This window comes from Dongia sp. (assembly GCF_041905885.1).
Taxonomy (GTDB): domain Bacteria; phylum Pseudomonadota; class Alphaproteobacteria; order Dongiales; family Dongiaceae; genus Dongia.
Window position 1 is genome coordinate 1 of the sequence record NZ_JAYRKD010000013.1, and the last position, 13,478, is coordinate 13,478.

General features: G+C 65.8%; 15 protein-coding genes. 10 read left to right on the forward strand and 5 right to left on the reverse strand.

From position 1 onward, the window contains the following. The first annotated feature begins 118 nt into the window (after nt 1-118). Nucleotides 119-1,279 (forward strand): acyl-CoA dehydrogenase family protein, encoded by a 1,161-nt coding sequence (locus ACH2CY_RS14460; protein ID WP_395019984.1) that lies wholly within the window; start codon nt 119-121, stop codon nt 1,277-1,279. 10 nt (nt 1,280-1,289) lie between these two features. Here ACH2CY_RS14460 and ACH2CY_RS14465 read toward each other — a convergent pair whose 3' ends face one another. Then, nucleotides 1,290-1,934 carry a GntR family transcriptional regulator gene (locus ACH2CY_RS14465; protein ID WP_395019985.1) on the reverse strand — a complete coding sequence of 215 codons (645 nt, stop codon included), beginning with the start codon at nt 1,932-1,934 and terminating at the stop codon, nt 1,290-1,292. A 330-nt stretch (nt 1,935-2,264) separates the two neighbouring features. Here ACH2CY_RS14465 and ACH2CY_RS14470 point away from each other — a divergent pair, with 330 nt between their 5' ends. Then, complete coding sequence (locus tag ACH2CY_RS14470; RefSeq protein ID WP_395019986.1) at nt 2,265-2,951, forward strand: iron-containing redox enzyme family protein; 687 nt, start codon at nt 2,265-2,267, stop codon at nt 2,949-2,951. Between the two features lie 54 nt (nt 2,952-3,005). Here the strand turns inward: ACH2CY_RS14470 and ACH2CY_RS14475 are convergent, their stop codons facing one another. From ACH2CY_RS14475 to ACH2CY_RS14485, 3 genes are all read right to left on the reverse strand, one after another. Further along, nucleotides 3,006-3,452: a helix-turn-helix domain-containing protein gene (locus tag ACH2CY_RS14475; protein ID WP_395019987.1), complete on the reverse strand. Its 447-nt coding sequence runs from the start codon at nt 3,450-3,452 to the stop codon at nt 3,006-3,008. 294 nt (nt 3,453-3,746) lie between these two features. Beyond that, nucleotides 3,747-4,556, reverse strand: coding sequence for a glycosyltransferase family 2 protein (locus ACH2CY_RS14480; RefSeq protein WP_395019988.1), 810 nt, complete (start codon nt 4,554-4,556; stop codon nt 3,747-3,749). Nucleotides 4,557-4,563: 7 nt separating this feature from the next. Continuing rightward, nucleotides 4,564-5,361 (reverse strand): enoyl-CoA hydratase-related protein, encoded by a 798-nt coding sequence (locus tag ACH2CY_RS14485; RefSeq protein ID WP_395019989.1) that lies wholly within the window; start codon nt 5,359-5,361, stop codon nt 4,564-4,566. 206 nt (nt 5,362-5,567) lie between these two features. Between ACH2CY_RS14485 and ACH2CY_RS14490 the strand changes: the two genes are divergently transcribed. From ACH2CY_RS14490 to ACH2CY_RS14505, 4 genes are all read left to right on the forward strand, one after another. Further along, on the forward strand, nt 5,568-6,107 hold the full coding sequence (locus ACH2CY_RS14490; RefSeq protein WP_395019990.1) for a sigma-70 family RNA polymerase sigma factor: 540 nt from the start codon (nt 5,568-5,570) through the stop codon (nt 6,105-6,107). Next, entirely contained in the window at nt 6,104-6,808 is a 705-nt protein-coding gene (locus ACH2CY_RS14495; protein WP_395019991.1) for an anti-sigma factor domain-containing protein, read from the forward strand. The genes ACH2CY_RS14490 and ACH2CY_RS14495 overlap by 4 nt, the downstream gene beginning before the upstream one ends. A 122-nt stretch (nt 6,809-6,930) precedes the next feature. Further along, nucleotides 6,931-7,557: a ferritin-like domain-containing protein gene (locus tag ACH2CY_RS14500; protein WP_395019992.1), complete on the forward strand. Its 627-nt coding sequence runs from the start codon at nt 6,931-6,933 to the stop codon at nt 7,555-7,557. A gap of 165 nt (nt 7,558-7,722) precedes the next feature. Beyond that, nucleotides 7,723-8,082, forward strand: a complete 360-nt coding sequence (locus ACH2CY_RS14505; RefSeq protein WP_395019993.1) for a c-type cytochrome — start codon at nt 7,723-7,725, stop codon at nt 8,080-8,082. A gap of 139 nt (nt 8,083-8,221) precedes the next feature. Here the strand turns inward: ACH2CY_RS14505 and ACH2CY_RS14510 are convergent, their stop codons facing one another. Then, entirely contained in the window at nt 8,222-8,551 is a 330-nt protein-coding gene (locus tag ACH2CY_RS14510) for an NIPSNAP family protein (protein ID WP_395019994.1), read from the reverse strand. A 250-nt stretch (nt 8,552-8,801) separates the two neighbouring features. Between ACH2CY_RS14510 and ACH2CY_RS14515 the strand changes: the two genes are divergently transcribed. From ACH2CY_RS14515 to ACH2CY_RS14530, 4 genes are all read left to right on the forward strand, one after another. Continuing rightward, entirely contained in the window at nt 8,802-9,557 is a 756-nt protein-coding gene (locus ACH2CY_RS14515) for a phosphoadenylyl-sulfate reductase (RefSeq protein WP_395019995.1), read from the forward strand. Between the two features lie 97 nt (nt 9,558-9,654). Further along, nucleotides 9,655-11,400 carry an ABC transporter ATP-binding protein/permease gene (locus tag ACH2CY_RS14520; RefSeq protein ID WP_395019996.1) on the forward strand — a complete coding sequence of 582 codons (1,746 nt, stop codon included), beginning with the start codon at nt 9,655-9,657 and terminating at the stop codon, nt 11,398-11,400. A gap of 62 nt (nt 11,401-11,462) precedes the next feature. Then, entirely contained in the window at nt 11,463-12,320 is an 858-nt protein-coding gene (locus ACH2CY_RS14525) for an ATP-binding protein (RefSeq protein ID WP_395019997.1), read from the forward strand. 4 nt (nt 12,321-12,324) lie between these two features. Continuing rightward, complete coding sequence (locus ACH2CY_RS14530; protein WP_395019998.1) at nt 12,325-13,425, forward strand: hypothetical protein; 1,101 nt, start codon at nt 12,325-12,327, stop codon at nt 13,423-13,425. The last annotated feature ends 53 nt before the right edge of the window (nt 13,426-13,478 follow it).

The following is a 13,478-nucleotide window of genomic DNA, read 5'->3' on the forward strand; positions in this document are numbered from 1 at the left end:
CCCCCCACGTGACACCGCGTTGACTCGTCCCCCCACCCCCGCCCTCCCCCTGAAGGGGGAGGGAGAAGAAAGGGGCCTCCCCCTGAAGGGGGAGGGAGAAGAGCGAGGGAGTTGGACCATGGATTTCGGCCTCACCGAAGAGCAGCGCATGCTGGTGGACACGGTCCGCGCCTTCGTGGATGCGGAGCTGGTGCCTTACGAGAACGAGGTCGAGAAGACCGACGAAGTACGGCCGGCGCTGATCCAGCAGATCCACGCGCGGGCCCAGGCGACCGGGCTCTATGCCGCCAACATGCCGGAAGACCTGGGTGGCGGCGGGCTCGACCATGTCGCCTTCACCCTGATGGAGCGCGAGCTCGGCCGCACCAGCTTCGCCCTGCAATACGCGGTGCACCGGCCGAGCAACATCCTGCGCGCCTGCAACGAAGAGCAGAAGGAACGCTACCTGCTTCCCACCATCCGCGGCGAGCGGGTCGAATGCCTCGGCATCACCGAGCCCAATGCCGGCTCCGACGTGAAGTCGATGGCGACCCGCGCGGTGCAGGAAGGCGACGATTTCGTCATCACCGGCACCAAGCATTTCATCTCCTATGCCGATGTCGCGGACTACATCATCCTGTTCGCCGCATCCGGCGTCGAGGACACGCCGCGGGGGCCGAAGAAGCTGATCACCAGCTTCCTGATCGACAAGGACACGCCGGGCCTGACCGTGACCAAGGGCTCGCGCTCGGTCAGCCACCGCGGCTTCCATCACTGCGAGCTCGCTTTCGACAAGGCCCGCGTTCACAAGCGCCAGGTGCTGGGCGAAGTGCACAAGGGCTTCGACGTCGCCAACACCTGGCTCGGCGCCACCCGCCTCACCGTCGCCGCGCAATGCGTCGGCCGGGCGCAGCGCGCGCTCGACATGGCGACGCAATGGGCCGCCACGCGCAAGCAGTTCGGCCAGGCGATCGGCAAGTTCCAGGGCACCTCGTTCAAGCTCTCCGACATGGCGACCGAGATCGAATGCGCCAACCTGATCGTCATGCAGACCGCCTGGAAGACCGAGCAAGGCACGGCACAGGACCAGGACTATGCGATGGCCAAGCTGTTCGCGACCGAGATGCTGGCGCGGGTCACCGACAACGCGGTGCAGATCTTCGGCGGCATGGGGCTGATGGAGGAGACCGGCGTCGAGCGCCTGTGGCGCGACGCGCGGGTCGAACGGATCTGGGACGGCACCTCGGAGATCCAGCGCCACATCATCTCGCGGGCGCTGCTGCGGCCGCTGGAGAGCTGAACGACTTCGCCTATTGCCGCGTGGTGTGGATGACGCGGTCCTTGGCATCGCCAAGATCGCGCTGCAGCCAGCGGACGGCGTCGTCCACCTGCCGCCGCTCGACCAGCTCCATCAACCCCATTTCGTCGGGCGCCCATTCGTCCATGACGCCGAACTGCGCCCAGCTCGGCAGCAGATAGCGCGCCAGCAGATTGTGGTGCTGCTCGATCAGGGCGAGCAGTCGCGGCCGGCCGGCCCGCGGGTAGAGCGCGCGGTGAAACGCCCAATGGTTCTCCACCACCTGGCGCGGATCGCTGGTGGTGCCGGAAGTCGCCAGCGCCGCCCGTGCGACGGCGAAGTCGGCTTCGGTCAGCCGTGGAATCGAAAGCTGCAGCGCGCGCGGCTCGAGCATGGTCCGCATGTCCATGATCTCGATGAAATCCTCGTCGTTCACCGGCGCGACGACGATGGTCTTGCTGCCTTCCTGGACCACCAGCCCCTCGGCCAGGAGCATCTTCACGGCGTCCCGCGCCGGCATCGGGGAGAAGCCGAACTTCGCGGCAAGGTCGCGCTGGGTAACCCGGGTATGCGGCGCAAGCTCGCCGGAAAGAATCTGCTCGCGCAGGGCCTGGGCGATGGTCTGCGCGCTGTTGAGAGTGGCTGGCTCACCGGACATCGGCTGGCTCGCTCCTGGGACTAAACACCTCGACGGGTCTCGCCTAAAACGGGCATACCCCAGTTACGTGATATACCAAGGTTGCAACTTCGTCCAGCATGGATCGCCCCGCTGTGCGCGCGAGGCATGGTAACGCGTTGAATTTTAATGTTTCTGAAACCCATGCAGGAGCACTATCCCATGAACGCTTCCAGCAATCTTTCGACCGTCCCGAGCCAACCGGTTGAGGTATTTGCGCCTAGTCCCGCTCTCGAGGCGGAGGCGGACTCGGTTGCCCTCCGGATCGAGTCTCACCCCGGCATGTTCGCACTCCGGCGTTTCGGGGAGCAATTGCGCAGACGGCCACTCGATGCGGCGGGCCTGCGCCTGTTGTTCGCCTCGACGGCGGAGTTCTTCCGCGAGGTGCCGGGCGGGATTCTCGCGCTCGCGTTGCGGCTGACCGACGACTGGATGCCGCATGCAAGGTTCGGCGCGGTCGAGAAAGGCGCGCAGATCCTCTATTCGGCGGTCGATGAGTTCGGCCTGCATCAGCTGCGGCGCGGCGTGCAGGCCTCGCACCATGCCTTTTTCCTGGAGACCGCGGCGGCCTTCGGCGTGGCGCGGCCGGCACTGGAAGATCCGGCCGCGATCACCCAGGCGGCGCGGGAGATGGCGGCGCTGACCGCCCTGTTCTACCGCCGCCGCCCGGTCGGCGAGAGCCTGGGCTTTCACCTCGCCTCGGAACTGACCTCGGATGTCGAGTTCACGCTCTGCCTGGAGGGGCTGCAGGCGCATGCGGCGTATTACGGGCTCTCCGGCCCCGACGATCCGAAGCTCGGCTTCTACCTGATCCACACCCAGGTCGAGCCGAGGCATGGCGCGAGCAGCCGCACCGCCGTCCGCGATTACCTGGCGCGGCGACCGGACTGCACGGCCGAAATCGCGGCCGGCGCCGACGCCTTCATGGACGGCTACGGACGATTCTTCACCACGCTGACCGAACTGATCAGCGCGCCGACCTTGCGGAAGGTCGCCTAGTTTTCAGGAGGGTTGCGGGGCGCGCCGGCGGAAGCCGGCGCGCCGCCAACGTCGTCAGGCCGAGCGCGCGAGGGCGCGGGCGAGATCGGTGATGCGCTTGCGCACCGCCTGGTCGGGGATCTTGTAGTAGGCGCGGACCAGCTCGAGGGTCTCGCGGCGGGCCATCGGATCGTGCTCCTCGCCGGGCAGGCTGGGCGCTGCGCCATGCAGCTGGCCCGGGCTCTGGCTCTCGACGCCGGCGCTCATCTCCTCGAAGAAGTAGCGAATCGGAACATCGAGCACGCGGGAAAGGTCGAACAGGCGGCTCGAGCTCACGCGATTGGTGCCGCGCTCATACTTCTGGACCTGCTGGAAGGTCAGGCCGATCTGCTCCGCGAGCCGCTCCTGGCTCATCCCCAGCAGGGTCCGGCGCAGCCGGATGCGGTTGCCGACGTGCACATCGATCGGGTTGGGGAAGCCCTTGCTGGCCATTCGGCCGGAGGACTTACGCTTGCGCACCATGATCTTCTCTCCCTCAGACTTGTCTGCGACACCACGTGCCGAGAACTGTGAACAAAACCGGACATTCGGCTTAATCGCGGAGGGCGATCGGTCATCCGATCGAGTCGATCCCTCGTGTCTTGATCCCTCTCAAGTCGATCAAGTGCCGAACGCGGCGCGTCGGGTTAGTCGACGCCGTAGGGTCATACGTTCAATCCAACGGCAACCGGCGGTTACACTATGACAAGACCAAGACGGGCTTGCAAAAAAAATCTCCGGGGATTCGCCAAGAAATTGCAAAACTCCGAATCCGTCTCACAGCTTGAGGCTGAAAATATAATTTTGATATTTCAAAGCGGAATCGGCGGCGCTGGCTTGCAGGAATCTTTCGTTCATTGCCGCCCAGGACTCGAAGACGGCGATGGCGTCGGCCCGATGCGCCGAACCAATCATGGTTCGCAGCGCCGCGATGTTATCGATGATCGTCGCGTAGTGCGTTCCAATATTTCCAATGAAGGATGCGCTGCGGGTCGCAGAGCGGGCGCGCGAACGCAGGGTGTAAACCGCTTCCGGAACATAAGGCGCTGCGCCGCCGACCAGCGACAGCGTCTCCATGTCAAACAGGACATCCTCGGCGAAGAGATTGCGCCAGGCCCGGTCGGGGCTCCGGCGCGTGATGCCGTGAAACGATCCGAAGGCCCGCGCGAAGACCGAAAAATTTGCCGGGCCGCGGTAATTTTGCGGTGGAATAGACCGCAACTCTCGATCGTTTTCGTCCAGAACCGAAGTTCTACCGAACGCCGCACCCAACGGCGCGGCGGCGCGCATCAGCGCTCCCAGATAATTCGGCGACCAGAGATCGTCGGCATCGAGCAACGCGATCCATTCGCCTTGCGCCGCGGCGAGCGCGCGGTTGCGCGCCGGCCCCGGGCCGGTCGGCGCCGGCACGCCGGCGAGTACGCGGACCCGCGGATCGCTTCTGGCGAAGACCGCGTAGTCCGCCGGCTCGTCCGGCGCGATGACGATCTCGAAGTCGGAGAAATCCTGGGCCAGCACGCTGTCGATCGCCGCGCCCAAGGTGTCCTGGGCGTCGAGCGCGGCGATGATGACGGAGACCGCCGGCATCCAGGCTCTAGACGCCGCGGAAGTTCGCCTTCCGCTTCTCGGCGAAGGCCTTCACACCCTCCTTCGCGTCTTCCGACTGGACCGCCTTCTCATAGGCCTTCATGGTGCCGCTGCGGATGAGATCGAAGGACTGCTTCACCGACTTTCCGTCCATCTCGCGCAGGCATTCCTTCAGGCCCTGGATGGTGAGCGGCGCGCCGGTCGCGATGATGTCGGCCCATTCGCGCGCGGCTTCGAGATGCTTGTCCTTGGGCACCACCTTGTTGACCATGCCGTAGTGATGCGCCTCCTGCGCCGACATGCGCCGGCCGAGCAGCAGGATCTCCATCGCGATGTTGTGCGGCAGCCGCTTCGGCACCCGCTGCACGCCGCCGGAATCCGGAACGATGCCGAGCGGCAGCTCGGGCAAGGCGAACTCGACATGCTCGGCGGCGATGATCAGGTCGCAGGCGATCGCCAGCTCCCAGCCGCCGCCGAAGGCAAGGCCGTTCAGCGCGGCGATCACCGGCTTGTTCAAGTCCCAGAGCTCGGTGAGGCCGGCGAAGCTGCCCGGCCCGTAATCGGTCTCCCACCAGCGGCCGACCAGGTTGTCGCGGTCGGCGGCCTTCAGGTCCCAGCCCGCCGAGAAGATGCGGTCGCCGGCCGCGGTCATGATGCCGACCCGGAGTTCCGGGTCGTCGCGCAGGCGGACGAAGGCCTCGCCCAGCGCGCGGCTGGTCGCCACGTCGATGGCATTCGCCTTCGGCCGGTCCAGCGTCACTTCGAGCACATGCCCGCGCTTCACCACCTTGACCGCTTCACTCATCGCCCTTCTCCCGGATTCGCCTTGTTTCGTGTCTATCATGTTGAGCGGCGGCCTGTATCGACATGCGGAAAGGCGACATCGGCTGAGCGCCATCCGACGCCGGACAGGTAGCCGATCTCCCGTCCCGGCGGAAAAGCGGCCGGATTGCAACCCGAACCAATCGCCGCTAATGATCCCCCCGGGGGAATGGGGCCAATGCCAGAGACATGTCCGAACTGGAATCCCTGATCGAAGCCAGTGCCGCCGGTAACCGGGCCGCTTTCAGCGCGCTCTACGATGCCGCGGCGCCGCAACTATTCGGCCTGGCGCTGCGTATCCTAAAAAGACGCGACTGGGCCGAGGATGTGTTGCAGGAAGCCCTGATCTCGGCCTGGCGCAATGCCGGCGAATACCGCCGCGAGCTGGGCAGCGGCAAGGCCTGGCTGACCGTGATTTTGCGCAACCGTGCGCTCGACCGGCTGCGGCGCGAGAGCACGGCACGGCTGGAGCCCAGCGGTGATGCCCTGCCGGAGGTCGAGGACCCGAGTCCCTCGGCGCTCGATCTCACCATCTCGGGCGAGGCCGGGCGCCGGTTGACGGCCTGCCTGGAGCAATTGGAAGAGGTCCAAAAGCGCGCCATCCTGCTGGCCTATTTCGACGGCCTCACCCATGAGGAACTCGCCGCCCGCATCGCCTCGCCCCTGGGCACGGTGAAGAGCTGGATCCGGCGCGGGCTGCAGCGGCTCAAAGGCTGTCTCGAATCATGACCGACACGATGAACATGAGCCCGGAAGACCGCGACGCCCGCATCGCCGAATATGTGCTGGGCACTCTCGCCGGCGAAGAGCGCGCCGGCTTCGAGGCGGAACTGGCCCGCGACGAGACCCTGCGCCGCGCCGTCGGCGCCTGGTCGGAGCGCCTGCAGCCGCTGGCCGATTCAGTCGCCGCCGTCGCCCCGCCGCTGGCCTTGCGCGACCGGGTGCTGGCAAGGATCGGCGGCGACCGGCCCGAGGCGCGGCCGTTCAGCATCATCCGCTGGCTGGCCTGGACCTTCGGGGCCTCGGCGATCGGCGCGGCCGTCGCCGTGGCCCTGGTCTTCATGCTCACCCCGCAACCGCCGAAGCTCGGCGGCTATGCGATGCTGCGCCAGGAGACCGGCACCGCCGATGTGGTGGTGTTCCAGATCGACAAGGACCGCCGCCAGGTCGTGCTGTTCGCGCAGACCGCCGGCGCCGGCGCCGGCAAGGATTACGAGCTCTGGGTGCTGCCGCCCGGCAAGAGCCCGGTTTCGCTGGGCGTGCTGAAGGCCGCAGAGCGGATCGAGCGGCCGATCGACCAGATGCGGGCCGCCCTGATCCAGCCCGGCACCATGCTCGCGGTCAGCCTCGAGCCGAGCGGCGGCTCGGCCGTCGGCACCCCGACCGGCCCGGTGCTCTACACCGGCGTCTTCCACCTGGCCGGGGACTAGCGCCGCGGATTCCGGCCGGTCGGATTTAGTGACGGCCGTCACACATCCACCCAGCGAGACCTCCCGTAGTTCCGATACGGCGACGCGATCGGCGCGCCGACATGAAAAACGGGAGTGCAGACATGTCGAAGCTGGAAACTGCCAACACCACCATCATCCGCGCGCAAGCGCTCAACGCCGGGGGTATCGATTTGGGCCGGCGCCAGATGTTCCGCGCCGCGGGCGTCACCACGCTCAGCGCCGCCGCGATCGCGATCCTCGGCGGCTGCAAGAACACCATGGCCACGACCATGGCCTCGGAAGGCGACGTCAACACCTTGAACGTGGCGCTGGGTCTCGAGCATGAGGCGATCAACGCCTACCAGCTCGGCGCCGAGAGCGGCCTGTTGCAGAAGCCGGTTCTCGACGTCGCGGTCTCGTTCCAGAGCCACCACAAGCAGCATCGCGACGCGCTGATCGCGGCGATCAAGAGCATGGGCGGCATGCCGGTCGCCGAGAAGATGAAGGACGACTACGCCAAGGAGCTAAACGCCGCGACGCTGAAGTCCCAGGCCGATGTGCTGATGCTGGCGGCCAAGCTCGAGAAGGGCGCCGCCAATGCCTATCTCGGCGTCATCCCCGCCTTCGAGAACAAGGACCTTGCCCAGGTCGCCGGCCGCCTCGCCGCCGACGAGACCATGCACTGGACCGTGCTCGCCTCGGCGCTGAAGCAGGCGCTGCCGGAGAAGGCGCTCACGTTTGGCGCCTAACACGTTCTAGACCCCTCGCGAGATTCGGCGCGTCAATCCTAGCGGTCGCGCGCCGAAAACTCGGTTCCGCCGCGCTCCTCCCCAACAGTCCCCCAACCAAGGGGCGGATCACCCCGATCCGTTGGGCGCGGCGGAGCCACCTTTTACCGATGGATGAGAGAAGCGATGAAACGCGCGATGGTGCTGGCTGGCTTGATGACCCTGACGGCCGCGCCGGCGCATGCCGAAGGCGATGCCATGCACGGGCAGGAGATCTACGAAAGCCGCTGCATCGCCTGTCACTCGCCGGATGCGAACCGGGTCGGCCCGATGCATCGCGGCGTCTTCGGCCGCAAGGCCGGGTCGCTGCCGGACTACAGCTATTCGAAAGCGCTCAAAGGCGCCGGCTTCACCTGGGACGAGGCCAGCCTGGATAAATGGCTCACCAACCCGCAGGCCTTCGTGCCCGGGCAGAAGATGAACTTCAAGGTCACCAAGCCGGAAGACCGCGCGGATCTGATCGCTTATCTAAAAACGCTGCGGTGAGGGCGCGCGCTGGATCGAAAGCGCTCAGGCTGCACTTCCCCCCATCCCTACCTTCCCCCTGAAGGGGGAAGGAGTGCGAGCGGTGCAGCGGCACCACTTCCCCTTCCCCCTTCAGGGGGAAGGCCGGGATGGGGGCGCGTTACGCCTTCACCAGCGCCGCGTGCGGCGCCGAGACCAGGCGCAGGAAGATGCGGTCCTCCCGGCGGATGAACTGCTCGCGTCTGGCGAAGGCGTAGTTCTCCTGTCCGAGCGGGTCCGCGCGCAGCCTTGCGCGGTAGCGTTCGTAGGCCGCGAGGTCCGCGATGTTGTAGGCGGCATAGGCGGTCGTCGCCGAGCCCTCATGCGGCGCGTAATAGCCGATGAGGTCGGCGCCACAGCGCGGGATCGCCTGGCCCCAGTTGCGGGCGTATTCCGCGAAGGCTTCGCTCTTGAACGGGTCGATCTCGTAGCGAATGAAGCAGGTGATCATCGTGGCTCCTCCTCGGTTGGAGCCGGACCCTAGCCGCTCTTGCCGGCGCCATGTTTCGGCCCCGACCGCAGCGTCAACCGCTTGTGTGAAACAAGAAATCATTGCGCGTGGCGAAGCGGCCACATTGACTTTCCATGGGAAATCGCCAGTTTATTTCACATGGAAGAAGGAAAACTACATTTTCAAAACGTAATATGTAGAAGCTGCTGAAGCGCGCCCCGCCTTCCAGCAACGATTTTCGTGTGAAATCATGACCTTCGCCCCCGCCCTTCAAGACCTGCAACCCGCCCCGCCGGCGCATTCGCCGGCGGATCTGAAGGAAATCGCCCGCCAGCTCGACGCCGCCTATCAAGGCCTGCCGATCGAGGCGCTGCTCGAGGATGCGGTCAAGAAGCTGTTCCCGGGGAAGATCGCCCTGCTCTCCTCCTTCGGGACCGAGGCGGCGGTGGTGCTGCACTACCTCGCCCAGGTCGATAAGTCGGTGCCGGTGTTGTTCCTGGAGACGGGCAAGCACTTCATGGAAACCCTGATGTACCGGGACATCCTGATCGACCGCTTCGGCTTCACCGACGCCCGCGAGATCAAGCCGGATGCCGCCGACCTCGCCGCGCAGGATCCCGCCGGCGATCTCTGGTCCAGGGACCCGGATGCCTGCTGCCGCATCCGCAAGGTGCTGCCGCTCGACCGCGCGATGCAGCCCTTCGATGCCTGGTTCACCGGCCGCAAGCGCTTCCAGGCGAGTTCGCGCAAGGCGATCCCGCTGTTCGAGGCCTCGGCCGAAGGCAAGATCAAGGTCAATCCGCTGGCCTACTGGACGCCCGACATGGTCCAGGACGCGTTCAAGCGTTTCAAGCTGCCGCAGCATCCGCTGTTCGACGAAGGCTTCGCCTCGATCGGCTGCCAGCCCTGCACCCGCCGCGTCGAAGCCGGCGAGGACGCCAGAGCGGGCCGCTGGGCCGGCATGGACAAGACCGAGTGCGGCATCCACCTGGATTTCCAGATCTGATGTAACGCGCGTCACAGCGCGTTACCCGCAAAAGCTTACGCCTCCCCCTGCCGTCGCCTATGATCCGCTGCATTCTACAGCAGCGGAATCTAGAGACATGGCTCAGATCGACATCGCCATTCCCCATCGCGGCGGCTTCCTGAAGAAGCTTTGGGCGCTGACCTGGCCCTACTACTGGTCCGAGGAGAGGTGGATCGCCCGCGGCCTGCTCGCGGTGATCATCGCACTGAGCCTCGCCATCGTCGGCATCAACGTGGCGATCACCTATTGGTACAACGACTTCTACAACGCGTTGCAGGACAAGAACATCTCGGCGTTCTGGTATCAGCTCGGCAAGTTCTGCGTCTTGGCGACCGCCTTCATCGTCGTTGCCGTCTACTCGAATTACCTGCAGCAGATGCTGCAAATTCGCTGGCGCCGATGGATGACCCGGGAATTGCTCGAACGCTGGCTTACCGACCAGAGCTATTACCGGATGCAGTTCAGCGCCGACCGCACCGACAATCCCGAGCAGCGCATCGAGCAGGACATCAACCTCTTCACCGATGCTGCGCTGACGCACACGCTCGGCCTGCTGAACTCAATCGTGACGCTGGTCTCGTTCATCACCATTCTGTGGACGATATCCGGGCCGCTGACCGTTCCGCTGTTCGGCGCCGAGATCACCATTCCCGGCTACATGGTCTGGGTGGCGCTGATCTATGCAATTGTCGGCTCGGTGCTGACGTTCTATGTCGGCCGACCGCTGATCCGCACCAATTTCATGCTGCAGCGCTACAACGCAACCTTTCGATTTGAGATGGCCAGGCTGCGCGAGAATGCGGAGAGCGTTGCCTTCTATCGCGGCGAGGAGGCGGAGCGCCAGCGCCTGCTGCTGAGCTTCGGCGATATCTGGACCATCTGGTGGCAGTTGATGCGCCAGCAGAAACGCCTGTCCTGGCTCCTCTCCGGCTACGGCCAGATCGCGATCGTCTTTCCGATCCTGGTCGCAGCGCCGCGCTACTTCTCCGGCGCCATCCAGCTCGGGGGTTTGATGCAGATCCGCTCCACCTTCGGTCAGGTGGAGGGCGCCCTCTCCTGGTTCGTCAACGCCTTCAACAGCCTCGCCGAGTGGAAAGCGACCATCGACCGTTTGACCGGCTTCTTCGATGCGCTCAATCAGGTGCGGCAGATCGAATCCGGTATCGTGGTTTCGGCATCCAGCCCGAACGAGCTCGCGGCCGAAGACCTCGCGCTGCAGCTCCCCGACGGCCGAACGCTGCTTGCCGGGCTCAACGCGAAGGTCGCCCGCGGCGACAAGGTGTTGGTGACCGGCCCTTCGGGTTCCGGCAAGACCACGCTGTTCCGCGCCCTCGCCGGGCTCTGGCCGTTCGGCAAGGGCCAGGTGCGCCAGCCCGCGCAAGCACGCGCCCTGTTTCTGCCGCAGCGCCCCTACCTGCCGGTTGGAAGCCTGCGTCACGCCATCGCCTATCCGGCACCGGCGGAAGAGTTCGACGATCAGGTCCTTCGGACCGCGCTGGATGCCGTCAACCTGCCGCATCTGCAGAATCGCCTCGATGACGACCAGAACTGGGCGATGGCTCTTTCCGTTGGCGAGCAACAGCGGCTCGCCATCGCCCGCGCGCTCCTCCTCAAGCCCGACTGGCTGTATCTTGACGAGGCGACCGCGGCGCTCGATGCCGAGAATGAGAGACAGATGTATGAGCTCTTGAGGACGCACCTGCCGAACGCGACGATCCTGTCGATCGCCCACCGCGAGGCGGTGGCGCAATACCACGACCGGCGGCTCACCATCGATCCCGAAAAGCAGACCGCACGGCTGGTGCCGGTTGCGGCCGAATGATGCGCGCTTGAAATGAAAGCTCCGGTCGGCATACTGGCCCCGCATCCGGGGAACCATCGCGCATGACCGAGAAAGACCTGCTTCCTGTTCTGCAATCGATCGCCGAGAGCCTGCAGCGGCTGGCGCCGCAGGCGGCGCGGGGCAACGATCTCAATGCCTCCGACGCCTTCGTCTGGCAGGCCGAAGGCTGGCTCGAGCCGGTCAAGACCGTGTCGCGGGTCCATATCAACCTGCTGCAGGGCATCGACCGCGCGAAGGGGATGCTGATCGAGAATACCGAGCGCTTCGCCAGGGGACTGCCGGCCAACAACGCCCTGCTCTGGGGCGCGCGCGGCACCGGCAAGAGCTCGCTGGTGAAGGCCACGCACGCGCAGATCAACGAGAAGAGCAAGGCCAAGCTGAAGCTGATCGAGATCCACCGCGAGGACCTGGTCACCTTGCCGAAGCTGCTCTCGATCCTGCGCGGGTCGAAGCACCGCTGCATCATCTTCTGCGACGATCTTTCCTTCGACACCGCCGACACCAGCTACAAGTCCTTGAAGGCGGTGCTGGAAGGCGGCATCGAGGGCCGGCCCGCGAACGTGATCTTCTACGCGACCTCGAACCGGCGCCACCTGATGGCGCGGGAGATGATCGAGAACGAGCGCTCGACCGCGATCAACCCTTCCGAAGCGGTCGAGGAGAAGGTCTCGCTCTCCGATCGCTTCGGCCTCTGGATCGGATTCCACAACTGCGACCAGGACACCTTCTTCGCGATCATCGAAGGCTATGCCAAGACTTATCAGCTGCCGATCGAGACGGAGGCGCTGCGCGCCCAGGCGATCGAGTGGCAGATGACCCGCGGCGCGCGGTCGGGCCGCGTCGCCTGGCAGTTCATCCAGGACCTCGCCGGCCGGCTCGGCAAGACCATCGAAGGCTGAGCGCTTGGCCGAGCTCTGCACGCTCGACCTCCCCGCCTTCGCGCAAGAGAAGCCGGATCTCGGCGGCGGCGCCTGCGTGCAGATGCTGCTCGGCGACGCCGGCCTCGACCAGGCGGCGCTGACCCGCAAATCCCACCAGCTCGGCTCCGAGGAGCCGGGCTGGAAAATGGCGCCGGACGCGCTGGCCAAGGTGCTCACGCAGCATGCAGGGCAAGCTTTCGCCTTTCATCCCGACATCACCGCCGACCAGGCGACGCGGCGTTGCGCCTGGTCGATCCTCAAGGATGGCATTGCGCCGGCGGTGCTGATCTGGAAATGCCGGCACTGGGCCTTGGTCACCGGCTTCGAGGCTGATGCCGTGCCCGCTTCGATCGACGCCGCGAATTGGGGTTTGCGCGGCTTCTATCTGCGCAATCCCTATGGACCGCTCGACCATCACATCGACGTGCGGAGCTGGATTGCGCAATACCAGACCGGCGTGCTGCATGGCATCTGGCGGACCCGGCGTGTCGTGGTCTGTACCGGCGCGGCGGCGGCCGCGGCGCCGGAACTGCGTCCGGAGCCGGAGCCGCCGTTCGTCCGACACGCACTGATCGACCCGGCGGAGATCGCCGATGCCGCCAGCGCCGCCGTCTCGGGCGAGCGCTTCGCGCGGCATCCACGCTGGCGGGAAGCGGCCAGGAACACGGTCCCGGGCGCGCCGATGCTGGTCACGCGGCTCAACTTCCCGGCCGACCATTATTACATCGTGCCGATGCGGCGCGACGGCCGCGCGACCCTGCTGCTGACCCTGGATGCGTATGACGGCAGCTATCGCGAATCTTCGCCGGTCGATGCCGATCATCCCGCCTCGCCCGCCCGCGCGCGGGCGCAGCTCGATGCGATGCTGGCGCGCGGCTCGGTCTTGGTCGACGATAGCCCGGAACCGGTGCCGCTCTGGTCGGACATGACCGCGGTCTTTCCAAGCTTCACCTGGCGGCCTTGCCTGGAATCGCTCTCGCCTTATCTCCCGTTCCTGCATGTGAATACCGGCAACCGCCAGCTCCATATCCGGATGGATGGGAAGGTTTTCGGCGCTATCTCCATTCGCTTCAGCGGCGCCTAGGTCGACGCCCACCATTGGGTGAGTTTCTCCACAGGAATGTCGGCGCGCGGCCT

What these genes read in the sequence shown, in the direction of transcription:
- ACH2CY_RS14520 (WP_395019996.1), top strand. Translation starts at nt 9,655, where the DNA reads ATGGCTCAGATCGACATCGCCATTCCCCATCGCGGCGGCTTCCTGAAG.
- ACH2CY_RS14465 (WP_395019985.1), bottom strand. Translation starts at nt 1,934, where the DNA reads ATGTCCGGTGAGCCAGCCACTCTCAACAGCGCGCAGACCATCGCCCAG.
- ACH2CY_RS14490 (WP_395019990.1), top strand. Translation starts at nt 5,568, where the DNA reads ATGTCCGAACTGGAATCCCTGATCGAAGCCAGTGCCGCCGGTAACCGG.
- ACH2CY_RS14480 (WP_395019988.1), bottom strand. Translation starts at nt 4,556, where the DNA reads ATGCCGGCGGTCTCCGTCATCATCGCCGCGCTCGACGCCCAGGACACC.
- ACH2CY_RS14460 (WP_395019984.1), top strand. Translation starts at nt 119, where the DNA reads ATGGATTTCGGCCTCACCGAAGAGCAGCGCATGCTGGTGGACACGGTC.
- ACH2CY_RS14515 (WP_395019995.1), top strand. Translation starts at nt 8,802, where the DNA reads ATGACCTTCGCCCCCGCCCTTCAAGACCTGCAACCCGCCCCGCCGGCG.
- ACH2CY_RS14495 (WP_395019991.1), top strand. Translation starts at nt 6,104, where the DNA reads ATGACCGACACGATGAACATGAGCCCGGAAGACCGCGACGCCCGCATC.
- ACH2CY_RS14500 (WP_395019992.1), top strand. Translation starts at nt 6,931, where the DNA reads ATGTCGAAGCTGGAAACTGCCAACACCACCATCATCCGCGCGCAAGCG.
- ACH2CY_RS14485 (WP_395019989.1), bottom strand. Translation starts at nt 5,361, where the DNA reads ATGAGTGAAGCGGTCAAGGTGGTGAAGCGCGGGCATGTGCTCGAAGTG.
- ACH2CY_RS14475 (WP_395019987.1), bottom strand. Translation starts at nt 3,452, where the DNA reads ATGGTGCGCAAGCGTAAGTCCTCCGGCCGAATGGCCAGCAAGGGCTTC.
- ACH2CY_RS14505 (WP_395019993.1), top strand. Translation starts at nt 7,723, where the DNA reads ATGAAACGCGCGATGGTGCTGGCTGGCTTGATGACCCTGACGGCCGCG.
- ACH2CY_RS14510 (WP_395019994.1), bottom strand. Translation starts at nt 8,551, where the DNA reads ATGATCACCTGCTTCATTCGCTACGAGATCGACCCGTTCAAGAGCGAA.
- ACH2CY_RS14525 (WP_395019997.1), top strand. Translation starts at nt 11,463, where the DNA reads ATGACCGAGAAAGACCTGCTTCCTGTTCTGCAATCGATCGCCGAGAGC.